Raw genomic sequence first — 21362 nt, 5'->3', positions numbered from 1 at the left:
CCCGCCGGATGAGGGCATCGCCGCCCGCAAGCGAAGATAAAATCGCCAGTTTGCGGCGCACTTCCCGGTAAGTTGTCATAATTCTGTCACACTAAAGACAATTCATTAACGCATGAGGACTAAGGGATGAGAAAAAGCGCACTGGCGGTGATGGTAATAGGGTCTTTACTGGCCTCTTTCGGCGGACAGGCGCAAACCGCGCCGCAGGGGTATCAACTCCAGCAGGTGTTGATCATGAGTCGACACAACCTGCGTGCGCCCCTCGCCAATAACGGTAGCGTGCTGGAACAATCCACGCCGAACAAATGGCCAGAGTGGGATGTACCTGGTGGACAATTGACCACCAAAGGTGGCGTGCTCGAGGTGTACATGGGCCATTACATGCGCGAATGGCTGGCCGAGCAGGGGATGGTCACCGCCGGGGAATGTCCGCCGTCTGATGCGGTGTATGCTTACGCCAACAGTCTGCAACGTACCGTGGCGACGGCGCAGTTCTTTATCACCGGCGCGTTCCCTGGCTGTGATGTCCCGGTTCATCATCAGGAAAAAATGGGCACTATGGACCCGACCTTCAACCCGGTGATCACCGATTCCTCGGCGGCGTTCAGCCAGCAGGCGGTGAAGGTGATGGCAGAAGAGCGGCAGAAGATGAATCTCGACGACAGCTACAAGCTGCTGGAGAAGATCGTCGATTATCAGAACTCGCCATCCTGCAAAGAGAAAAAAGTCTGTTCGCTGAGCGATGATAAAGACACCTTCAGCGCACCGTTTGAGAAAGAGCCAGGCGTGTCCGGGCCGCTGAAAATCGGTAACTCGCTAGTGGACGCCTTCACGCTGCAATACTACGAAGGGTTCCCGCTCGATCAGGTGGCGTGGGGGGAGATCAAAACCGATCAGCAATGGCGTGTGCTGTCAGAGTTGAAAAACGGCTATCAGGACAGTCTGTTTACCTCGCCGGAGGTGGCGCGCAACGTGGCAGCACCGTTGGTGAAATACATTGATAAAACGCTGGTAACCGATGCCAACAAAGCGGCGAAACTCACGCTGCTGGTGGGGCACGATTCCAACATTGCGTCGCTGTTAATGGCGCTGGATTTCAAACCCTATCAGCTGCATGACCAGTACGAACGCACCCCGATTGGCGGCAAAATCGTCTTCCAGCGCTGGCACGATACCCGCGGCAATCGTGAACTGATGAAAATTGACTATGTCTATCAGAGTAGCAAACAGCTGCGTAACGCCGATGTGCTGACCCTGCAAGCCCCGCCGCAGCGCGTGACGCTGGAACTGAAAGGCTGCCCGGTGGATGCAGACGGTTTCTGTCCGGTAGATAAATTCAATGCGGTATTAAATAACGCGGCAAAATAAATGCAGGCTCCCCCGCAGGGCGGGGGAGTTGTTGGCTTAGACGTTTTTACGTTCGATAGTTTGTTCGCCCCAGAACAGCGCGTCTTTATCGGTTTTTTCAAAGGCGCGCGTCAGCACTTCATCGCTGCCTTCCTCCCAGATTTTCTCCGCCAGTTTTTCATCGTACTTCGCCACTTCAAAAATGGCTTCAGCGATTTCTGGCGAGGTATTTCGCAAGCTGGCCCATTCGCCCACGCGATGTGCTTTGGATTCCTGTGTTGGCATATCACTCCTCCTTACAGAAGATTACGCTTTAAATTTCACGGCCAAATTGGCAACGTGTTCACCCTGATAGCGAGCAATTGACAGCTCTTCCTGGCTTGGCTGACGGGAACCGTCCCCGCCTGCAATGGTGGTAGCGCCATACGGCGTGCCGCCGCGTACTTGAGAAACGTCAAACAGTTCCTGTGCGGCATAGCCAATTGGCACAATAATCATCCCGTGATGGGCAAGGGTGGTCCAGGTGGAGGTAATGGTTTGTTCCTGGCCGCCGCCGGTGCCGGTCGAACTGAACACGCTGGCGAGCTTGCCGTACAGTGCACCCGAGGCCCACAGGCCACCGGTTTGATCGAGGAAGGTGCGCATTTGCCCGGCCATATTGCCGAAGCGGGTCGGGGTGCCGATGATAATGGCATCGTAATCAGCCAGCTCCTGCGGCGTGGCAACCGGGGCGGTATGCGTTTTCCCGCCAGCTTTGGCGAACACTTCCGCCGACATGGTTTCCGGCACGCGTTTCACCGTCACATCCACGCCATCCACCCTGTTCGCACCTTCCGCAACGGCTTGCGCCATTGTTTCGATGTGTCCGTACATGGAATAAAAAAGAACCAGAATTTTTGCGTTTCCACTCATAGCCTTATTCTCCGTAATGACACTGTGTTTTAGCCCAATACTTCTGAAAGTGTTGGTCACAGAGTGGCTGTGGTCAACTTTGAGACCCAGATAAACGCAGAGTAACGTGCAGACACCTTTCTTTTCACATGAAACCCTGTTTCACAATTTTCATACAACATGATCTGTCTACGCTATTCGTGCTGTAACAGGCCGCAACAATTTCTCACCTTTATTATTCACAAAGCGAATTTTTCTCATGTGAAACATTTCGCAAAATTATCTTAAATCAAATTTTACCCTATCCCGTACGTCTAAAATCACCCCGCTTAGCTGGCCATCACCAGGATAAAAGGAATTTTTGTTTGTAAGGTGTCAACCCCGGTTTCAGCTCAAGGACATTTGTACTGATACTCCTTCGACCTTTAAATAATGATCTGATGGTAATTTAATGAAATTTATAGTGCCTGCTTGTCTGTTTTTCACTGCTATTGTTCCTTCCGCCTATGCGTTAACGGGGACCGATCTTGATGCGGCAAATGATTATTTTACGTTGCATCCAGAAATTCAAAAAATCGCCCCCTATGTTTACAACGAAGTAATGAAAAAAAATTCCCTTCAGGAAGCCAATACTTATTTGTCGGGCAATAAGCCATGGAACCCTGCAACAAATGGTTATTTGACCTTAGGTCAGATTACACTCAGCACAACCCATAGCGTGCCAATGGTCAATCTTGAACCGTCAATCACGCAGCCAGTTTCTGCTCCCGATCCTGATACCCATAGCAACATAGATAACCCGATTGCGCCGTTAAAGAGCACGCTGCCTGAGGTACAAAAATCCGATGATGCTGAGAATGGGCTCATTACGCAAAACCAACGTCAAATTGCGAAAACCGAGGAGGGTGTTGAACTGAATCAGGAGGCGATTAAACGCACCCGTGAAGTGGTCACTGCAAATAGCAATGCGATTGTTCAGGATGAAAAAGAAATCGAAAAGAATCAGGAAGGTCTTAAGCAAACTCATGACCAAATCCAGCGCACGCGCGAAGCGATAGCAGACAATAGCAGCCACCTTGCTGATAACAGTCATGAGATTGACCGCAACCATAAAGGTATTGCGCAAAACCAGGATGCGATTGTGAAAAATGGCGATGCCATAAAGCAGGATGAAAAATTAATCGTTAATAACCAAACGGCAATTGCTCAAAACCATCGTGATATCGATATTAACGGAAATAACATCGAAACCGTTCATTCGGAAGTCCGCGCAACGCAAACCCAGGTCTCAAGTAATACCGCGCAAATTAACAAGCTGAATAACAATTTCAGCAACCTGAAGTCTGAAGTCGACAGTAATAAACGCGATGCGGCGGCCGGGGCCTCCGGGGCCATGGCTCAGGCGAATATTCCTCAGGTCATTCAGGGGCAAACCTTCTCCGTCGGCGCGGGTATAGGTGGTTACGAAGGCGAAAACGCCGTTGCGGTAGGGATGTCGGCGCGCGTATCGCAAAGCGTCATTGTTAAAGCCTCGGTGTCAGACGATACCCAACAAAATGTCGGCTATGGCGCAGGCGTATCAATCGGTTGGTAATCCATTTCTATCGGGGCTAATCAGCCCGACATAAACAAAACTCCGTCCGAAACGGAAATAAAAAGAGTGAATGATGATGAGCATGAAGTCTGTCGTGTTAGGTTTCCTGTTGGCTGGAACCTCGTTGATCTGCCAGGCGGCAACCCATATGTCGCACAGTTATCAAGGCTATGGGGTCAGTTTTCGCGTGGATAATGGTTATTTCGCCTACCTGGATGATAAGCCGTGTGCGCTGGATGAGAAAACGTCCAACGCTACCGTTTACAGCTCCGGTTTATACCAGGTGATTGTTTATAAAACAGGAAAAGTGGCGCTAATGAAGCAAGGCGTTTACGTCGGGAATTTACACGGCTGACGTTGGGGCAGTCCATTGGTGAAAACACCCCTTAATTCAGTCAGTTGAACGTGACGGCAAGCGGCAGTTGTCCTGTAGCAAAATGACACACTTTCTTGTGCGAATTTTTCATAAGCCATAAGAGTCGCTTATGCGTCGCGGAGCGGCAAACTCATACTTTCCGCTGAGCGCATGTTGCAGGATATTACCGTCTGCTGGAGGAATCATGAGCTTCCACTAAGCTTAGTTCCACGCGGCAACGAACAGGGTGTTGCCCTGAGGTCGCGCAGTGGAATCTTCCACACTCACGTAATGCAATATGATGTCTGACCAATTGATTGGAGGTCCGTAATGGCAAACCATCGTGGCGGTTCCGGCAATTTTGCCGAAGACCGTGATAGAGCATCAGAAGCAGGTCGTAAAGGTGGCCAGCACAGCGGGGGGAACTTTAAAAACGATCCTCAACGCGCCTCTGAAGCGGGCAAAAAAGGGGGTAAGAACAGCCACGGCAGCAATCGTAATAGCTAGTGGTCTGACGCCGTATGATGTGGCGACCTGAGCCCATCAATCCCCGCCGCCGGGTTAACCCGGCGGTTTTTTCATTTCTGGTGGTTGCAGAGCCTGGCGGGAATCTGCAAACTGACGGGCTGAATGTCATCCCGGCGGTGTTATGTCCTTTCTGTCTCGCTATCAATTCTCGATAAAACCTCAGGAAGCGCTCCTGATTGTGATCACCATGTTCTGGGGCGGTACTTTCCTCGCGGTGCAATATGCCGTGACGCTGAGCGATCCCTTCTTCTTTGTTGGCCTGCGTTTTGCGACCGCGGCGCTGGCGGTGGGTGTACTGTCCTGGCGTACGCTTGGCGGATTAACCCGGCTTGAGCTGAAAGCAGGGGTGGTCATCGGCATTGCCATTGCGTTTGGCTACAGCCTGCAAACCTGGGGCTTACAGTCCATCTCCAGCAGTAAATCCGCCTTTATTACCGCGATGTACGTTCCGCTGGTGCCATTACTGCAATGGCTGTGCCTCGGGCGCATGCCGGGTTTGATGTCCTGCATTGGGATAGCGCTGGCGTTTATCGGCCTGATGTTGCTGGCCGGGCCGGACGGTAATGTGTTGGCGCTGGGCGCAGGGGAAATCATTACCCTCGCGGGTGCGTTGGCCATCGCGGCAGAAATCATTTTAATCAGCGCCTGGGCCGGGAAGGTCGATGTGCGTCGGGTGACGGTGGTTCAACTGGCGACCGCCTCACTGGTGGCTTTCACCATGATGGTGCCTGCGGGTGAATCGGTGCCGTCCTTTTCACCGGGTCTGCTGGCGGTGGCGCTGGGGTTAGGCATTTTCAGCGCCATTATTCAGGTGGTGATGAACTGGGCCCAGCGCAGCGTGTCCCCGACCCGGGCGACGGTCATTTATACTGGTGAGCCGGTGTGGGCGGGTATTTTTGGTCGTATGGCGGGCGAGCGTTTACCGATGCTGGCCCTGCTCGGCGCGGCATTTATCATCGCGGGCGTACTGGTCAGCGAACTCAAATTCAAAAAGAAAAAAGCGTTATCGCCGGTGACGGAAGAGGCGGAAAACAAATGTACGGCGCAGGAATAAGGAGAGCGTGATGGGGCAGAAAACCGGAAAACGTAGCCAGGCGGTGAGTGCCAAACGAGAAGCCATTCTGACGGCGGCGCTGAACACCTTCTCACAATTCGGCATTCATGGTACCCGTCTGGAGCAGGTGGCGGAGCAGGCGGGAGTGTCAAAAACCAATCTGCTCTACTACTACCCGTCGAAAGAAGCGCTGTATGTTGCGGTGATGCGCAATATCCTCGATATCTGGCTGGCCCCGCTGCGTGCCTTTCGCCAGGAGTTCACCCCGCTGGTGGCGATTGGTGAATACATTCGCCTTAAGCTGGAAGTTTCCCGCGATCATCCGGAAGCTTCACGGCTGTTCTGCCTTGAGATGTTACAGGGTGCGCCGCTGTTAATGGCGGAGCTAACAGGGGATTTGAAATCATTGGTCGATGAAAAATCGGCGATTATTTCAGCCTGGGTCAGCGAGGGAAAACTGGCCCCGATCGACCCCAATCACCTGATCTTTATGATTTGGGCCGCCACCCAGCACTACGCGGATTTTTCCACGCAGGTGGAGGCGGTCACCGGTAAAACGCTGCGCGATGAAACCTTCTTTCAGCAAACGGTGGAGAACGTGCAGCGCATGATAATCGAAGGGATCCGCCTGCGTTAACGTGGGGGGAAAACGCAGCTCACATCGCCTTCTTCACAGCTGAGGGTGCTCTTCAGTAGCTCGGTGCGCTCGCGGGTTTTGTCAGTCATACACTGGGCGTGAACCATCGGGGCGACGGATGCGCCGTCAGCGCCAGAGGTTAAAAATGCGCAGTCGGCATCACGAAAGGCAATCCATGCATTTTGCGCGGCTTTGAGCTGGGTTTTCTGCGTCTCGGTGGCGAGTTTCATCGCCTCTTTGTAAGTCTGATTCAGGAGATCATCCTGCTTTTTATAGTCGTTGCTGGCGCAGGCGTTAAGTGCGGCCTGTGAGGTGGCATTGTCACAGTCTTCCGCCAGAACGGAGGTGCTGATAAGCAGTGCGGCAGCGGCGATAATACTCAGTTTCATCGTGTTTTCTCCAAAAAAAAGCCCGGTGGCGCTGGCGCGTACCGGGCCTACAGGGGCGCGTTGCCCCTAATAAATCACAACCTTAACCGATTGTCATCAGGCTGGCGTTACCGCCCGCCGCCGCGGTGTTGACGCTCAGCGATCGTTCCACGTACAGACGCTCCAGCAGCAGATTGGTTTCGCCGCGGGCGAAGCCCTGCACGGAGATGATTGCCCCGTCGCGGGCCGCCACCTGCTGGCACAGCTCGCGCAGCTGATCGGAGTCGCCGTGGTAGATAACCGCGTCAAAATCTTCCCCGGTAATCTGCTCGCGTTTAGCGAAACGAATGCGCTCGCTCACCGCTTTCGGCAACTGTTTAACCAGCGTGTGGTGCAGGCTTTCATCCGGCCACAGCACTTCGCTGCCGACGGCAGTCACGGCGGCGAGTTGCGTCAGCACATCATCTTCGTTATCCGCCAGACACAGCACGCGTTCGCGCGGCATCAGCGTCCAGCTGTTGCGTTCTCCGGTCGGGCCCGGCAGCAGACGCTGGGTGCCCGCCTGGGCCAGTTCGCCGTAACGATCGCACAGGGCTTTCAGCGCTGGACGGCTGCCAGCCCACTCGCGCAGCGCGACCAGAGGCTGTTCGAGCAGCGTTTTCAGCTGCGCATCAACCGGGTGATCGGCATCCTGACGGTTGAGGGTGGTGAGTAGCGCATCGTCCGGGCGGCTCGACAGCAGGCGATACAGATACATCGGTCCCCCGGCTTTTGGCCCGGTGCCGGATAATCCTTCCCCGCCAAACGGTTGTACCCCGACTACCGCCCCGACCATGTTGCGGTTGACGTACAGGTTGCCGACGTGAGCGCTGCCGGTGACCTGGGCGATGGTTTCGTCGATACGGGTATGCACCCCCAACGTCAGGCCGTAGCCGGAGGCGTTAATCTGCGAGACCAGCGCGTTCAGTTCGTTGCGACGATAGCGGACCACGTGCAGCACCGGCCCGAACACCTCTTTTTGCAGCTCATCGAAGCTGTCCAGTTCGATAAGCGTTGGCGGCACAAACGTGCCGTGCGCCCATTCCCAGCGATCGTCGCTGTTATCGCGCACCGCCTGGAATACCGGACGGCCTTTCGCACGCAGGGTCTGAATGTGACGTTCGATATTGCCTTTCGCTTCGGCATCAATCACTGGGCCGATATCGGTGGTCATGCGGCCTGGATTACCCATCCGGCATTCCGCCATCGCGCCTTTCAGCATGGTCAGGGTGTGGTCGGCAATTTCATCCTGTAAGCACAGAACGCGCAGGGCTGAGCAGCGCTGTCCGGCACTGTCGAACGCCGAGGCCACCACGTCCACCACCACCTGTTCGGTCAGGGCTGACGAGTCGACGATCATCGCGTTCATGCCGCCGGTTTCGGCGATCAGCGGCGTCGGACGCCCCTGCGGATCGAGCCGGCTGGCGATGTTGCGTTGCAGCAGGGTGGCCACGTCGGTGGAACCGGTAAACATCACCCCGCGCACGCGGCTGTCGGAGGTCAACTGCGCCCCGACGGTTTCGCCCCGGCCCGGCAGCAGTTGCACCACGCCTGCGGGTACGCCCGCTTCCAGCAGAATGTTGATCCCTTGGGCAGCAATCAGCGGCGTTTGCTCCGCCGGTTTGGCCAGCACGCTGTTCCCGGCGGCGAGGGCGGCGGCAATTTGTCCGGTGAAAATCGCCAGCGGGAAGTTCCACGGGCTGATACACACCACCGGGCCCAGTGGGCGATGGGTTTCGTTGGCGAAATCGTCGCGCACCTGCCCGGCGTAGTAATGCAGGAAATCGACCGCTTCACGCACTTCGGCGATGGCGTTGCTAAAGGTTTTGCCCGCTTCGCGCACCAGAATGCCCATCAACTGCTGCATCTGGCCTTCCATTATTACCGCGGCGCGTTCCAGAATCGCGGCGCGCTCCTGCGGCGGGGTGGCGAACCAGATAGGCGCATTGTTCACCGCGTTGGTGAGGGCCTGCTCCACTTCGCGCTCGGTGGCATCCCGGGTGTAACCGACCACATCTTTTGGCTCTGCCGGGTTGATAACCGGCTGCATATCACCCTCTTCGGTCGGCTGTTCCAGAATCGGCAAAGCCCGCCATTTATGCAGGGCGCTATTGAGCAGCGATGAAGAAAGCGACGCCAGACGGTGTTCATTCGCCAGATCCAGCCCGGCAGAGTTGTCTCGACCTTCGCCGTACAAATCGCGCGGCAACGGGATTTTCGGATGCGGCAGCCCGGTCTGGCCTTCCTGTTGAGCGAGTTTTTCCACCGCGCTGACCGGGTCGGCGACCAGCTCATCCAGCGGCAGGGTGGTGTCGGCGATGCGGTTAACAAACGAAGTGTTGGCCCCGTTTTCCAGCAGACGACGCACCAGATACGCCAGCAGCGTTTCGTGGGTGCCCACCGGGGCATAAATACGGCACGGACGGTTCAGTTTGCCCTCGGCAATTTTCCCGACCACCTGATCGTACAGCGGTTCGCCCATGCCGTGCAGGCACTGGAACTCATACTGGCCTGGATAATAATTCTGGCCTGCCAGCTGATAAATCGCCGCCAGGGTATGGGCGTTATGGGTGGCGAACTGCGGATAAATCAGGTTCGGCACCGCCAGCAGTTTTTTGGCGCAGGCGAGGTAGGACACGTCGGTATACACCTTGCGGGTATACACCGGATAACCTTCGAGGCCATCCATCTGCGCGCGTTTGATTTCGCTGTCCCAGTACGCGCCTTTTACCAGACGGATCATCAGGCGACGACGGCTGCGGGTGGCGAGGTCGATCAGGTAGTCAATCACGAACGGACAGCGCTTCATGTAGGCCTGAATCACGAAGCCGATGCCGTTCCAGCCCGCCAGTTCTGGCTCGAAGCACAGTTTTTCCAGCAGATCGAGGGAGATCTCCAGGCGATCGGCTTCTTCGGCGTCAATGTTGATGCCGATATCGTACTGGCGTGCCAGCAGAGTCAGGGATTTCAGACGCGGGTAAAGTTCTTCCATCACCCGATCATACTGGGCGCGGCTGTAGCGCGGGTGCAGCGCCGACAGCTTAATGGAAATCCCCGGGCCTTCATAAATCCCGCGCCCGTTGGAGGCTTTCCCAATCGCGTGGATCGCCTGCTGATAAGAGACCATATACGCCTGCGCATCGGCGGCGGTCAGCGCGGCTTCGCCAAGCATATCGTAGGAGTAGCGGAAGCCTCTGTCTTCGAGCTTACGAGCGTTAGCCAGCGCTTCGGAGATGGTTTCCCCGGTGACGAACTGTTCGCCCATCAGACGCATCGCCATGTCCACGCCTTTGCGGATCAGCGGCTCGCCGCTCTTACCAATGATGCGGTTCAGGGATCGCGACAGGCTGGCTTCGTTATGGGTCGACACCAGCTTGCCGGTGAACAACAGGCCCCAGGTGGCGGCGTTCACGAACAGCGACGGGCTGCGGCCAATGTGTGACTGCCAGTTGCCGTTGCTGATTTTGTCGCGGATCAGCGCATCGCGGGTGGCTTTGTCAGGGATACGCAGCAGCGCTTCGGCCAGGCACATCAGCGCCACGCCTTCCTGTGAAGAGAGGGAAAATTCCTGTAACAGACTCTGTACCATGCCCGCGCGACCGCTGGCGGTTTTCTGGTTACGCAGTTTTTCCGCCAGCTGATAGGCCAGCTTGTGCGCCTCTTCGGCCACGTTTTGCGGCAGACGAGCCTGCTCCAGCAGCATGGGCACTGCGTCGGTTTCGGCCCGACGCCAGGCGGCGGTGATCGCCGACCGGGTCACCGACTGCGGCAGGATCTGCTCGGCAAATTCGAGGAACGGCTGCGGCGTTTCCTCAACCTGAATGACGCCTTCGTCACTTTCATTTGCCGCACCAGACAGCAGGGCAGGCAGTTCCGGTAACGCTTCGTCGTTTTCCAGCTTTTCCAGATAATTAAAGATCGCTTGTTTAATCAGCCAGTGCGGCGTGCGGTCAATGCGGGTTGCCGCGCTTTTAATACGTTCGCGCGTGGCGTCGTCCAGTTTTACGCCCATGGTGGTGCTGCCCATGCCAGTTACTCCCATTGTTCTTTGCTGCTGCGTTATTGAGTTGCACAGAAATATCTATCATGTTGCAACTTTGTGCAACCATGTTAAGTGTGACCTGACCAGCAATCAGGAAAAGCAATGACCTGTTAAATCTTTTTAACATTGAAAAATGAACATCGTTATTGTGAAGAAGCCTGGTTTTATGCGGCGCTTAACACTTTTGCAGGGTGCAACCGATAAAAGCGTGAGCGAGTGCAACCTATAGGAAATTGATCCTGTTGGCGGGATGTATTATCTGTAAATGCAGTGTTAAATCGTTTGTGAATAAATTCCGCATACGGCAGGATACGCACCGGCCGTAGCTAAGAACCCGATACTTCGTTCCGGTAAAGGGAAAAAAACAGCGTTATTCTGGAGATTATTAATGGCTATCAGCACACCGATGATGGTGACCTTTCTGGTTTATATATTTGGCATGATCCTGATTGGGTTTATTGCATGGCGTAATACCAAAAATTTCGATGACTACATTTTAGGTGGCCGCAGCCTGGGCCCTTTTGTTACCGCGCTGTCTGCCGGTGCGTCCGATATGAGCGGCTGGCTGTTGATGGGGTTGCCGGGCGCGATTTTCATCTCCGGGATTTCCGAAAGCTGGATTGCCATTGGCCTGTGCGTCGGGGCATGGATTAACTGGAAACTGGTGGCCGGGCGTCTGCGCGTGCATACCGAAGTCAACAACAACGCCCTGACGCTGCCGGACTACTTCACCGGTCGCTTCGAAGATAAAAGCCGTGTGCTGCGTATTATCTCCGCGCTGGTGATCCTGCTGTTCTTCACCATCTATTGTGCATCCGGCATTGTGGCGGGGGCGCGTCTCTTTGAAAGCACCTTCGGCATGAGCTACGAAACCGCACTGTGGGCTGGAGCGGCGGCAACGATTCTCTACACCTTCGTCGGTGGCTTCCTGGCCGTGAGCTGGACGGACACCGTGCAGGCGAGCCTGATGATTTTCGCCCTGATCCTGACCCCGGTGATTGTGATTATCACCGTCGGTGGCTTCGGCGATTCGCTGGAAGTGATTAAGCAAAAGAGCATCGAAAACGTCGACATGCTCAAAGGCCTGAATTTCGTGGCGATTATCTCGCTGATGGGCTGGGGCCTGGGCTACTTCGGTCAGCCGCACATTCTGGCGCGTTTCATGGCGGCGGATTCTCACCACAGCATCGTGCATGCGCGTCGGATCAGTATGACGTGGATGATTTTGTGTCTGGCGGGTGCGGTCTCGGTGGGCTTCTTCGGTATCGCCTTCTTTAATACGCACGCTGACCTGGCAGGGGCAGTGAACCAGAATGCCGAGCGCGTGTTTATCGAACTGGCGCAAATTCTGTTTAATCCGTGGATTGCCGGCATTCTGCTGTCGGCGATTCTGGCGGCGGTGATGTCGACCCTGAGCTGTCAGCTGCTGGTGTGTTCCAGTGCGATTACCGAAGACCTGTACAAAGCGTTCCTGCGTAAAGGTGCCAGCCAGAAAGAGCTGGTCTGGGTGGGCCGTCTGATGGTGCTGGTGGTCGCGCTGGTAGCGATTGCTCTGGCAGCAAACCCGGAAAACCGCGTGCTGGGCCTGGTGAGCTACGCCTGGGCCGGTTTCGGGGCGGCGTTTGGCCCGGTAGTGTTGTTCTCGGTGTTGTGGTCACGCATGACCCGCAACGGAGCACTGGCGGGAATGGTGATTGGGGCTGTAACCGTTATCGTCTGGAAACAGTTCGGTTGGTTGGGTCTGTATGAAATCATCCCTGGCTTTATCTTTGGCAGCATCGGGATCGTGGTCTTCAGCCTGTTGGGCAAAGCCCCGTCGGCGACGATGCAACAACGCTTTGCCGAAGCGGATGCGCATTACCATTCAGCGCCTCCGTCACGCTTACAGCCGGAATAAGCTTCCCTCCTTCACAAGCCCGCGTCAGCGGGCTTTTTGCTTGCTAATTGCCTGAAAATGCGCTGATATCTTCCAGCAAAAAAACAATGAGGATAGCAGGCAATGACAAGCAAAATGAAAATGGGATCCGCTGCCATCGCGTTGGCGTTCGCCCTCAGCGGTTGCACGGCACCATCGCAAAAATCAGTCGCAGACATGCAAAGCTGTAAAGCGGACAACCAGATGCAGCAAACCACGCTGTTCTTCGGCCTGAGCCGCCCGGCCGGGAAAGACATTACGGCCCAGGAGTGGCAGCAGTTTGTTGATAACGACGTGACGCCGCGCTTCAAAGATGGCCTGACGGTGTTTGATGCGCGCGGACAGTGGCTCGGCAACAACGGCACGGTGGCGCGTGAGCAGAGCAAGGCGCTGATGCTGATTCATGGCAAGGATGCGCAGAGCGAAAGCAATATCGAAGCCCTGCGTGGGGTCTATAAATCCCGCTTTGCGCAGGAGTCGGTAATGCGCGTTGACCAGCCGGTGTGCGTGCAGTTCTAAAGCAAACGGCGGGAAATCCCCTGAGGGACTCCCGCTAATTATCAGTAAACCAGCATCATGGATGTATTTCGCTGGGTCTGTAGTCCTAACGATTCACCCAGTGACGTTCTGGCATTTCATTCTGGTGAATGCCTGTATCCCAACATTACACCTTATCAGCCCAACCATGGGCTTCATTGATAAAGTGCTGTACCGCGCTTGAACGCTCATCAATCCTGGAAATCAATAACAACTCACTCACCATTTCCGGTTGGGCTAAGGGCACAATCCGTATACCAGGCATGGTTAAACCCGTGACTGTTTCAGGCACGATACTCAATCCAATCCCTGCGGCGACCAACCCGGGAATACTCATCAACGACGGGACGTACATTATGTTCTCGGGATGCAAGTGATTTTGTCGGCACGCCTGTAGGGTGTGTGAGGTCAGGCCGATGCCCGCGGCGTCTTGCAAAAACACGAATTTCTCATGGCGCAACGTCGACAGGTCGCCCGTAAAACTCTCCGCCAGTTCATGGTTGTCCGGGATGAGCAGAACCAGCCTGGACTGGCTGAATTGATGGGTCCGCAGACGGTCGGGGAGGTGATCTTTAAACACCCTGGCAAATGCCAGGTCGAGTGTGTGGTTCAGCAACATGTCGAATTGCGCGCTAATACCCGCGTCCACCAACGACACTTTGACCTCAGGGAAGGTGCTGAAGTAATGGCGCAGTAATTGCGGCAGGTGAGCCTCGAACAACGCTGAGTGATAACCGATATTGATCTCGCCCACCTCTCCACGCCGGGCTCGCCCGGCAGCGGCTATCGCCAGTTTACTGGACTCGATCGACTGCCGCGCATGTGTCAAAAACGCCTCGCCGGCAGCGGTCAATACCACCCCCCGGTTTTCCCGGCGAAACAGAGCCAGACCCAGCTCGGACTCCAGTGTTCGCATTAATTGGCTCAGTGCTGGTTGCGCAATGCCCAATTGTTCGGCCGCTTTGCTGAAGTGCTGCAATTCAGCGGCGACGGTGAAGGCTTTCAAATGACGCAGTTCCATAGTCCACCTTAATAAGGTTAGCTTATCGATTTATCGTAATTTTCATAATTATTCTGAAGAGGGGATGCGCTAATGTCTATTTACTTCGACGTTTCTTGCCCGCACTTATGCCGGAACGGAGTTGTATGGAAATCCTACCTGCACGCATAAAAATAAAGGACAAATACCTCTATGAACACAACAAGTAATGAGAGTCATGATTTACGCATGCCCCGAAAAGCAGTCACCGCCGCAACCATTGGCACTGCTTTGGAATGGTTTGACTTCACGCTATATGGCGCGGTATCGGCCACCATTCTACCTAAACTGTTTTTCCCGGCGATGGAGCCGACCGCTGGACTGCTCGCTTCGCTTGCAACCTTCGGTGTTGGCCTGGCTGCTCGCCCGCTGGGGGCGATTACCTGTGGCTACCTCGGTGACAAATTGGGCCGCCGCAACCTGATGCTAGCTACCGTGACCCTGATGGGGCTGGCATCAGTACTGATGGGGCTGTTGCCGACTTATGCGCAGGCTGGCATTTGGGCACCGATCCTTCTTGTGCTGCTGCGAATTATTCAAGGCTTCGCACTGGGCGGTGAGTCCACCGGGGCACAACTGATGGCGCTGGAGCACGCATCTCCAGACCGACGCGGACGTTATTCTGGTTTGCTCGGCTTGTGTTCACCCATGAGTCAGATATTGGCCAACGGCGTACTGATGGGGCTGGCCGCGACACTTTCAAGCGAACAATTCGAAAGCTTCGGATGGCGAATTCCCTTCGTCATGAGTTTCGTACTGGTGGTGGTGGCAGTCTTTATCCGGCTGAAAGTCGATGAAACCCCGGCGTTCATCGCCTTGAAAAAGGCCCCGGAGAAGCAGGAAAAAAGCCCGCTCAAATCTGCGGTGGGCAGTCACTACAAAACCATCCTGCGCCTGATGTTTTTCTTCTGCTCGCCAGCCGCACTGTTCTATCTGATAGTGATCTTCTCTCTCAGCTATCTGACCAAGCACCTGGGCTTTAGTCAGTCGACAGGCTTTATGTCATTGATGGTGGCAAACATGTGTGCGATTTTCGGCGCGCTGGCGGGGGGGTATTTGTCAGACCGTTGGGGCCGTAAAAAGGCGCTGGCGTTTGGTTCATGCATGACATTGCTGATCCTGTTCGTCTATTTCCCGATTCTTAACACGCTAAACGTCGCCGCGATCATGGCAATCATGGGGTTATTCTTGGGCTTCACTCAGTTTCAGAGCGGCATCCAGCCAGTGGCCTTCGCTGAAGCGTTCCCGACCCAGGTTCGTTATTCGGGTTCCGCACTGGCCTACACCGGGGCGAACCTGATTATCGGGGGGCCGATGCCAATGATTGCCGTGTGGTTGATGAGTCAGTCGCACAACTCGCCGTGGCCTTTAGTGACGCTATGCGCGGTAATTAATCTGATCTCGCTGGCCATGATCCTCATCGGTCCTGAAACCCGTGGCATCAACCTGAATACCGTTTCGGCACCCGACTCGGAGGCTACTGCTGCTCCAGCCATCTTTTCAAATAACACATTAGGACGACCATGAACCGCACCGTCTTTATTCTTAACGGCCCTAACCTGAACTTGCTGGGGCGTCGTGAACCGCACATTTATGGACACACCACGCTCGAGCAGATACGTCAGCGCAGTGAACGACTGGCCGGGGAACTTGATTTGGTATGTGATTTCCGCCAGACCAACCATGAAGGCGTGATGGTGGACTGGATTCAAGAAGCCTTTGAGGAGGGGGCTGCTGTGATTATCAACCCGGCCGGCTTGTCGTTTCATTCGATTCCGGTGCTCGACGCGCTGAAGGTGATCCACACGCCGCTGATTGAACTGCATTTGTCGAATATTCATGCACGGGATGCACTGCACCGACACTCAATCATGTCTGGTGCGGTCAACGCAGTGATTTGCGGCATGGGAGCAGAGGGGTATTCTTTGGCTATCCGGGCCATTGACGACCTGCTGCGTCGTCAGGTGGACCACAACTAATAATGCTCTTCGCGAGTGATGGCCCGGCGGTCTCTCGGCAGAATATTGCCAGAGCCGCCAGGCAGTTATCAGCTTACAGGAATAACCCGGCAAAGCTTGCCGACAGCAGACTCACCAGCGTCGCGCCGTACACCAGGCGCAGACCAAAGCGGGACACCGCGTTGCCTTGTTTCTCGTTCAGCCCCTTAATCGCCCCCGCCACAATGCCGATAGAGGCAAAGTTCGCGAACGACACCAGGAACACCGACAGGATCCCTAAGCCGCGCGGCGTCATCTGGGCGGCAATTTTTTGCAGCTCGATCATCGCCACAAACTCATTGGCCACCAGTTTGGTCGCCATGATGCTGCCCGCGTTCAGCGCATCGCTCAGCGGAATACCAATCAGCCACGCCAGCGGATAGAAGACGTACCCGAGGATCTGCTGGAAGCTCAGGCCGAATACCGTGGAGAACAGCGCGTTCACCGCGCTAATCAGGGCAATAAAACCGATCAGCATCGCCAGAATAATCATCGCCACTCTGAAACCGGCGAGAATATATTCGCCAAGCATTTCAAAGAAACTCTGCGATTCGTGCAGCTTCTCGAGTTTAATTTCCGCTTCGGCATCCGGGCGCGTCGGGTTAATCACCGACAGGATAATGAAGGTGCTGAACATATTGAGGATCAGCGCCGCGACCACATATTTCGCGTCGAGCATAGTCATGTACGCACCGACAATCGACAGCGATACCGTCGACATCGCGGTGGCTGCCATGGTGAACAGACGCCGAGAGGAGAGGTCGGAGAGCACGCCTTTGTAGGCAATAAAGTTTTCCGATTGTCCGAGGATAATCGAACTCACTGCGTTAAAGGATTCCAGCTTGCCCATGCCGTTGACCTTCGACAGCAGCGTGCCAATGACCCGAATGAAAATCGGCAAAATACGCCAGTGCTGGAGAATACCGATCAGCGCAGAAATAAAGATAATCGGGCACAGCACGCCTAAGAAAATAAACGCCAGACCTTTATCGCTCATGCCCCCGAAGACAAAGTTGCTACCTTCAGCCGAGAATTTGAGCAGCGATTCAAAGACCCCCGAAACCGATTTAATCAGGACTAAACCGCTTTCGGCATGCAGGAAAAAGAACGCCAGCGCAATTTCAATAATAACGAGCTGCGCAATATAGCGAATACGGATTTTTTTGCGGTCAAAGCTGACCAGCCAGGCAAGGGCAAGGATAACCACCAGCGCCAGCAGGAAGTGAAGAATATTGGCCATTTCAGTCAATTTACAGGTAAACGGGAGGCATATTTAGCCACAGCGCAGCGGCAGCGTAAACGATTACCTGTTAATAAGCTTAGCGATTTTACTTCGCACGATAACGATAACCGCAGCAATCTTTTACAACCTGACATCATTCTCCGTATATTTCACTTGTGTTTCCTTGTGCCGTAATGATAATCACTATCACTCATATTTACGAAACTTTGCATCGATTGACTGCGGTTCACACTGAAGGGTTTCAGGCATGTTTGTTCCATTTCTCATTATGTTACGCGAAGGGCTGGAGGCAGCGCTGATTGTCAGCCTGATTGCCAGCTATCTGAAACGCACGCAGCGCGGCCGCTGGATTGGCGTGATGTGGATTGGCGTTGTGCTCGCCGCCGCCCTATGCCTGGGTCTGGGCATTTTCATCAACGAAACTACCGGTGAATTCCCGCAGAAAGAGCAGGAAATGTTCGAGGGAATCGTGGCGGTTATCGCGGTGTTGATCCTGACCTGGATGGTGTTCTGGATGCGCAAAGTGTCGCGCAATGTGAAGAAGCAGCTGGAAGAAGCGGTGGATACCGCGTTGCAGAAAGGTAATAACCACGGCTGGGCGCTGATCCTGATGGTCTTTTTCGCCGTGGCGCGTGAAGGCCTGGAGTCGGTGTTCTTCTTGCTGGCGGCCTTTCAGCAGGATCTCGGCATCTGGCCACCGCTTGGGGCGATACTGGGCCTGACGACCGCGGTGGTACTCGGCTTTATGATTTACTGGGGCGGCATTCGTCTCAATCTTGGGGCGTTCTTCAAATGGACTAGCCTGTTTATTTTGCTGGTGGCGGCCGGGCTGGCGGCGGGGGCGATCCGCGCCTTTCACGAGGCCGGTCTGTGGAACCATTTCCAGAACGTGGCGTTTGATTTCAGCCAGACGCTGTCCACCCACACGCTGTTCGGCACGCTGCTGGAAGGCATTTTCGGCTACCAGGAAGCGCCCAGCGTCAGCGAAGTGGCGGTGTACTTTATTTATCTGATCCCGGCGCTAGTGCTGTTCGCACTGCCGCCTCGCGCCGAAACGAGTCCTTCCCGGACGGCGTGATCGGCACAACAATGATTGGCTTTTAGTTACAACATACTTATTTAAAGGGATGGGTCATGACGATTAATTTCCGCCGTAGTGCGCTGCAGCTGGGCATGGCTGCGCTGTTTTCCTCCGCCTTTGCCGCGCAGGCCGCCGATATTCCGCAGGTGAAAGTCACGGTTACTGACAAACAGTGCGAGCCGATGAACATCACCGTCAATGCGGGCAAAACCCAATTCATCATCCAAAACCACAGCCAGAAAGCCCTGGAGTGGGAAATTCTTAAAGGGGTGATGGTGGTTGAAGAGCGTGAAAATATCGCGCCGGGATTCACTCAGAAAATGACCGCCAACCTGCAACCGGGTCAGTATGAAATGACCTGCGGCCTGCTGACTAATCCGAAAGGCACGCTGGTCGTTAAAGGCGCAGCCACGGCGGATGCGGCGAAAGCTAACGCCGTGCTGAGCCTCGGCGACGCGATTGCCGCCTATAAAACTTACGTTACCGCCCAAACGGCTGAACTGGTCAAAGGCACTCAGGCCTTTACCGACGCGGTGAAAGCGGGTGATATTGAAAAAGCCAAAGCCCTTTACGCCCCGACGCGTCAATACTACGAGCGTATCGAACCGATCGCGGAGCTGTTCTCTGACCTCGACGGCAGCATTGATGCCCGTGAAGACGATTACGAGAAGAAAGCGGAAGACCCGAAATTCACCGGGTTCCACCGTCTGGAGAAAGCCCTGTTTGGCGATAACTCCACCAAAGGGATGGACGGTTACGCGACCCAGCTGAATAGCGATGTGCAGGAATTGCAAAAACGTATCAGCGAACTGGCCTTCCCACCGTCAAAAGTGGTCGGTGGTGCCGCGGGTCTGATTGAAGAAGTCGCTGCCAGCAAAATTAGCGGGGAAGAAGATCGTTACAGCCACACCGATCTGTGGGATTTCCAGGCCAACGTTGATGGCGCACAAAAAATTGTCGACCTGCTGCGTCCTCAATTGCAGAAAGAAAACAGTGCCTTGCTGGCGAAAGTGGATGCCAACTTCAAAAAAGTCGATACCATCCTGGCGAAGTATAAGACCAAAGACGGCTACCAGACTTACGACAAGCTGACCAACGCTGACCGCAATGCGCTAAAAGGGCCTATCACCACGCTGGCGGAAGATTTGGCCCATCTGCGTGGGATCCTCGGACTGGACTAAGGCGTTATGGCACAGAATAAACCACACGATGTGACCGAGCCGTCTCGTCGTCGCTTACTGAAAAATATTGGCGCGCTGGGAGGCGCGCTGGCGCTGACCGGGGGATGTCCAGTCGCCCATGCGGCGAAACCGCAAAGCGCGCCGGGAACATTGTCGCCGGATGCCCGAATGGAAACTCAGCCGTTTCATGGGCTGCATCAGGCCGGTGTGTTGACCCCTCAGCAGGCGTCGATGATGCTGGTGGCCTTTGACGTGCTGGCGAGCGATAAGGCGGATCTCACGCGGCTGTTCAAACTGTTGACCGACCGCATTGCCTTCCTGACCACTGGCGGGCCTGCGCCGGATACGCCTAATCCACGCCTGCCACCGATGGATTCCGGTATTCTCGGGTCGTTTATCGCGCCGGATAATCTGACCATCACCGTGTCGGTGGGGCAGTCGCTGTTTGATGAGCGCTACGGCCTGGCCCCGTATGCACCGAAAAAACTCCAGCACATGACGCGTTTTCCCAATGATTCACTGGATGCGGCGCTGTGTCATGGGGACCTGCTGCTGCAAATCTGCGCCAACACCCAGGACACGGTCATTCATGCGCTGCGCGATATTATTAAGCATTCGCCGGACTTACTGAGCGTGCGCTGGAAGCGGGAAGGGTTTATCTCTGACCATGCCGCCCGCAGCAAAGGCAAAGAAACCCCGGTGAACCTGCTGGGCTTCAAGGATGGCACCGCCAACCCGGACAGCCACGACGCGAAGCTGATGGATAACATCGTGTGGGTCACGGAAGGGCAAGATGAACCGACGTGGGCCATCGGCGGATCCTATCAGGCGGTGCGGATAATCGCCTTCCACGTCGAGTTTTGGGACCGCACGCCGCTAAAAGAGCAGCAAACCATTTTCGGGCGCGATAAGCATTCCGGGGCCCCGCTTGGGATGCAGCACGAGCACGATGTCCCGGACTACGCTAAAGATCCTGATGGCGATGTGATTGCGCTCGATAGTCATATTCGACTGGCGAATCCCCGTACTCCGGAAACCGAATCCAGCCTGATGATGCGTCGCGGCTACAGCTATTCGCTCGGGGTGACCAACTCGGGTCAGTTGGAAATGGGGCTGCTGTTTGTCTGCTTCCAGCATGACCTGGAAAAAGGTTTTCTGGCGGTGCAGAAGCGGCTCAACGGCGAGGCGCTGGAGGAGTACATCAAGCCGATTGGCGGCGGGTACTTCTTTGTGTTGCCAGGGGTGAAAGACCGCGCCGGTTATCTCGCGCAGGGCCTGTTGGAAGCCTGATAATCTGTCCTGCCCGTCCGGGCAGGATAGTTTTGGTTGCTTGCAGGTAAAAAATATGTTGCATTTATGATAATTCATGATGTACTTATTACATCAGCGGTAGTTCCCGGCAGTGCGTGAAAGTCGTCACTTAGGAGATCGCGAATGGGTGGGTCCTGTACCGGACATAATAAATGTAAAACCAACCGCACCAGTCAGCGCGGAGGCCTCACCTCCGGCAGCGA

19 protein-coding genes are annotated in these 21362 nt (G+C 55.1%); 13 read left to right on the top strand and 6 right to left on the bottom strand.

Features of this window, described 5'->3' with window-relative positions; all coding sequences use genetic code 11:
* The first annotated feature begins 126 nt into the window (after positions 1 to 126).
* Positions 127 to 1368, top strand: a complete 1242-nt coding sequence (agp, locus tag SIK69_RS21445) for a bifunctional glucose-1-phosphatase/inositol phosphatase (protein ID WP_319787041.1) — start codon at positions 127 to 129, stop codon at positions 1366 to 1368.
* 36 nt (positions 1369 to 1404) lie between these two features.
* Here agp and SIK69_RS21440 read toward each other — a convergent pair whose 3' ends face one another.
* The gene (locus SIK69_RS21440) at positions 1405 to 1632 is read right to left on the bottom strand and encodes a YccJ family protein (RefSeq protein ID WP_319787040.1); all 228 of its coding nucleotides are present in this window, start codon (positions 1630 to 1632) and stop codon (positions 1405 to 1407) included.
* Positions 1633 to 1653: 21 nt separating this feature from the next.
* Positions 1654 to 2259 carry an NAD(P)H:quinone oxidoreductase gene (gene wrbA, locus SIK69_RS21435; protein WP_319629899.1) on the bottom strand — a complete coding sequence of 202 codons (606 nt, stop codon included), beginning with the start codon at positions 2257 to 2259 and terminating at the stop codon, positions 1654 to 1656.
* Positions 2260 to 2689: 430 nt separating this feature from the next.
* Between wrbA and SIK69_RS21430 the strand changes: the two genes are divergently transcribed.
* From SIK69_RS21430 to rutR, 5 genes are all read left to right on the top strand, one after another.
* Entirely contained in the window at positions 2690 to 3832 is a 1143-nt protein-coding gene (locus SIK69_RS21430) for a YadA C-terminal domain-containing protein (protein ID WP_319787039.1), read from the top strand.
* A gap of 82 nt (positions 3833 to 3914) precedes the next feature.
* A complete protein-coding gene (locus tag SIK69_RS21425) occupies positions 3915 to 4187 on the top strand; it encodes a hypothetical protein (protein ID WP_319629901.1) in 273 nt (90 codons plus the stop codon).
* Between the two features lie 330 nt (positions 4188 to 4517).
* On the top strand, positions 4518 to 4694 hold the full coding sequence (locus SIK69_RS21420) for a con-10 family general stress protein (RefSeq protein ID WP_015964929.1): 177 nt from the start codon (positions 4518 to 4520) through the stop codon (positions 4692 to 4694).
* A gap of 142 nt (positions 4695 to 4836) precedes the next feature.
* Positions 4837 to 5769 (top strand): DMT family transporter, encoded by a 933-nt coding sequence (locus SIK69_RS21415; protein ID WP_319629902.1) that lies wholly within the window; start codon positions 4837 to 4839, stop codon positions 5767 to 5769.
* A gap of 10 nt (positions 5770 to 5779) precedes the next feature.
* Complete coding sequence (gene rutR, locus SIK69_RS21410) at positions 5780 to 6406, top strand: HTH-type transcriptional regulator RutR (RefSeq protein ID WP_319629903.1); 627 nt, start codon at positions 5780 to 5782, stop codon at positions 6404 to 6406.
* On the opposite strand, the gene SIK69_RS21405 is transcribed toward rutR, so the two are convergent.
* Entirely contained in the window at positions 6403 to 6795 is a 393-nt protein-coding gene (locus SIK69_RS21405; protein ID WP_319629904.1) for a lysozyme inhibitor LprI family protein, read from the bottom strand. The genes rutR and SIK69_RS21405 overlap by 4 nt on opposite strands.
* Before the next feature lie 82 nt (positions 6796 to 6877).
* Complete coding sequence (putA, locus tag SIK69_RS21400) at positions 6878 to 10840, bottom strand: trifunctional transcriptional regulator/proline dehydrogenase/L-glutamate gamma-semialdehyde dehydrogenase (RefSeq protein WP_319630567.1); 3963 nt, start codon at positions 10838 to 10840, stop codon at positions 6878 to 6880.
* Positions 10841 to 11243: 403 nt separating this feature from the next.
* On the opposite strand from putA, the gene putP reads away from it, so the two are divergent.
* Both putP and SIK69_RS21390 read left to right on the top strand, forming a co-directional pair.
* Positions 11244 to 12752: a sodium/proline symporter PutP gene (gene putP / locus SIK69_RS21395; protein WP_319629905.1), complete on the top strand. Its 1509-nt coding sequence runs from the start codon at positions 11244 to 11246 to the stop codon at positions 12750 to 12752.
* A gap of 114 nt (positions 12753 to 12866) precedes the next feature.
* Positions 12867 to 13289 carry a DUF3574 domain-containing protein gene (locus tag SIK69_RS21390; protein WP_374941344.1) on the top strand — a complete coding sequence of 141 codons (423 nt, stop codon included), beginning with the start codon at positions 12867 to 12869 and terminating at the stop codon, positions 13287 to 13289.
* Positions 13290 to 13434: 145 nt separating this feature from the next.
* On the opposite strand, the gene SIK69_RS21385 is transcribed toward SIK69_RS21390, so the two are convergent.
* Positions 13435 to 14328, bottom strand: a complete 894-nt coding sequence (locus SIK69_RS21385) for a LysR family transcriptional regulator (protein WP_319787037.1) — start codon at positions 14326 to 14328, stop codon at positions 13435 to 13437.
* A 207-nt stretch (positions 14329 to 14535) separates the two neighbouring features.
* Between SIK69_RS21385 and SIK69_RS21380 the strand changes: the two genes are divergently transcribed.
* Both SIK69_RS21380 and SIK69_RS21375 read left to right on the top strand, forming a co-directional pair.
* Positions 14536 to 15873 (top strand): MFS transporter, encoded by a 1338-nt coding sequence (locus SIK69_RS21380; protein WP_319629908.1) that lies wholly within the window; start codon positions 14536 to 14538, stop codon positions 15871 to 15873.
* On the top strand, positions 15870 to 16325 hold the full coding sequence (locus SIK69_RS21375) for a type II 3-dehydroquinate dehydratase (RefSeq protein WP_319787036.1): 456 nt from the start codon (positions 15870 to 15872) through the stop codon (positions 16323 to 16325). The genes SIK69_RS21380 and SIK69_RS21375 overlap by 4 nt, the downstream gene beginning before the upstream one ends.
* A gap of 73 nt (positions 16326 to 16398) precedes the next feature.
* Here SIK69_RS21375 and SIK69_RS21370 read toward each other — a convergent pair whose 3' ends face one another.
* Positions 16399 to 17583, bottom strand: coding sequence for a NupC/NupG family nucleoside CNT transporter (locus SIK69_RS21370; RefSeq protein ID WP_319787035.1), 1185 nt, complete (start codon positions 17581 to 17583; stop codon positions 16399 to 16401).
* A gap of 250 nt (positions 17584 to 17833) precedes the next feature.
* Between SIK69_RS21370 and efeU the strand changes: the two genes are divergently transcribed.
* The 3 genes from efeU to efeB are packed head-to-tail and all read left to right on the top strand — an operon-like array spanning position 17834 to position 21138.
* Positions 17834 to 18664: an iron uptake transporter permease EfeU gene (efeU, locus tag SIK69_RS21365; RefSeq protein WP_319629911.1), complete on the top strand. Its 831-nt coding sequence runs from the start codon at positions 17834 to 17836 to the stop codon at positions 18662 to 18664.
* A 56-nt stretch (positions 18665 to 18720) separates the two neighbouring features.
* Positions 18721 to 19848 (top strand): iron uptake system protein EfeO, encoded by a 1128-nt coding sequence (gene efeO / locus SIK69_RS21360; protein ID WP_319787034.1) that lies wholly within the window; start codon positions 18721 to 18723, stop codon positions 19846 to 19848.
* Positions 19849 to 19854: 6 nt separating this feature from the next.
* Complete coding sequence (gene efeB, locus SIK69_RS21355; protein ID WP_319787033.1) at positions 19855 to 21138, top strand: iron uptake transporter deferrochelatase/peroxidase subunit; 1284 nt, start codon at positions 19855 to 19857, stop codon at positions 21136 to 21138.
* Positions 21139 to 21362 lie beyond the last annotated feature (224 nt).

This window comes from Scandinavium lactucae, assembly GCF_033843265.1.
In the GTDB taxonomy this organism is placed as follows: Bacteria; Pseudomonadota; Gammaproteobacteria; order Enterobacterales; family Enterobacteriaceae; genus Scandinavium; species Scandinavium lactucae.
Note: the sequence above shows the minus strand (reverse complement) of the source record. Positions and strands in the feature narration are given on the sequence as shown.

Coding starts and splice junctions, on each gene's coding strand:
- SIK69_RS21420 (WP_015964929.1), top strand. CDS start 4,518: ATGGCAAACCATCGTGGCGGTTCCGGCAATTTTGCCGAAGACCGTGAT.
- SIK69_RS21385 (WP_319787037.1), bottom strand. CDS start 14,328: ATGGAACTGCGTCATTTGAAAGCCTTCACCGTCGCCGCTGAATTGCAG.
- SIK69_RS21415 (WP_319629902.1), top strand. CDS start 4,837: ATGTCCTTTCTGTCTCGCTATCAATTCTCGATAAAACCTCAGGAAGCG.
- SIK69_RS21380 (WP_319629908.1), top strand. CDS start 14,536: ATGCCCCGAAAAGCAGTCACCGCCGCAACCATTGGCACTGCTTTGGAA.
- efeU (WP_319629911.1), top strand. CDS start 17,834: ATGTTTGTTCCATTTCTCATTATGTTACGCGAAGGGCTGGAGGCAGCG.
- putA (WP_319630567.1), bottom strand. CDS start 10,840: ATGGGCAGCACCACCATGGGCGTAAAACTGGACGACGCCACGCGCGAA.
- SIK69_RS21405 (WP_319629904.1), bottom strand. CDS start 6,795: ATGAAACTGAGTATTATCGCCGCTGCCGCACTGCTTATCAGCACCTCC.
- SIK69_RS21370 (WP_319787035.1), bottom strand. CDS start 17,583: ATGGCCAATATTCTTCACTTCCTGCTGGCGCTGGTGGTTATCCTTGCC.
- agp (WP_319787041.1), top strand. CDS start 127: ATGAGAAAAAGCGCACTGGCGGTGATGGTAATAGGGTCTTTACTGGCC.
- SIK69_RS21440 (WP_319787040.1), bottom strand. CDS start 1,632: ATGCCAACACAGGAATCCAAAGCACATCGCGTGGGCGAATGGGCCAGC.
- putP (WP_319629905.1), top strand. CDS start 11,244: ATGGCTATCAGCACACCGATGATGGTGACCTTTCTGGTTTATATATTT.
- rutR (WP_319629903.1), top strand. CDS start 5,780: ATGGGGCAGAAAACCGGAAAACGTAGCCAGGCGGTGAGTGCCAAACGA.
- efeB (WP_319787033.1), top strand. CDS start 19,855: ATGGCACAGAATAAACCACACGATGTGACCGAGCCGTCTCGTCGTCGC.
- SIK69_RS21425 (WP_319629901.1), top strand. CDS start 3,915: ATGAAGTCTGTCGTGTTAGGTTTCCTGTTGGCTGGAACCTCGTTGATC.
- SIK69_RS21430 (WP_319787039.1), top strand. CDS start 2,690: ATGAAATTTATAGTGCCTGCTTGTCTGTTTTTCACTGCTATTGTTCCT.
- SIK69_RS21375 (WP_319787036.1), top strand. CDS start 15,870: ATGAACCGCACCGTCTTTATTCTTAACGGCCCTAACCTGAACTTGCTG.
- efeO (WP_319787034.1), top strand. CDS start 18,721: ATGACGATTAATTTCCGCCGTAGTGCGCTGCAGCTGGGCATGGCTGCG.
- wrbA (WP_319629899.1), bottom strand. CDS start 2,259: ATGAGTGGAAACGCAAAAATTCTGGTTCTTTTTTATTCCATGTACGGA.
- SIK69_RS21390 (WP_374941344.1), top strand. CDS start 12,867: ATGAAAATGGGATCCGCTGCCATCGCGTTGGCGTTCGCCCTCAGCGGT.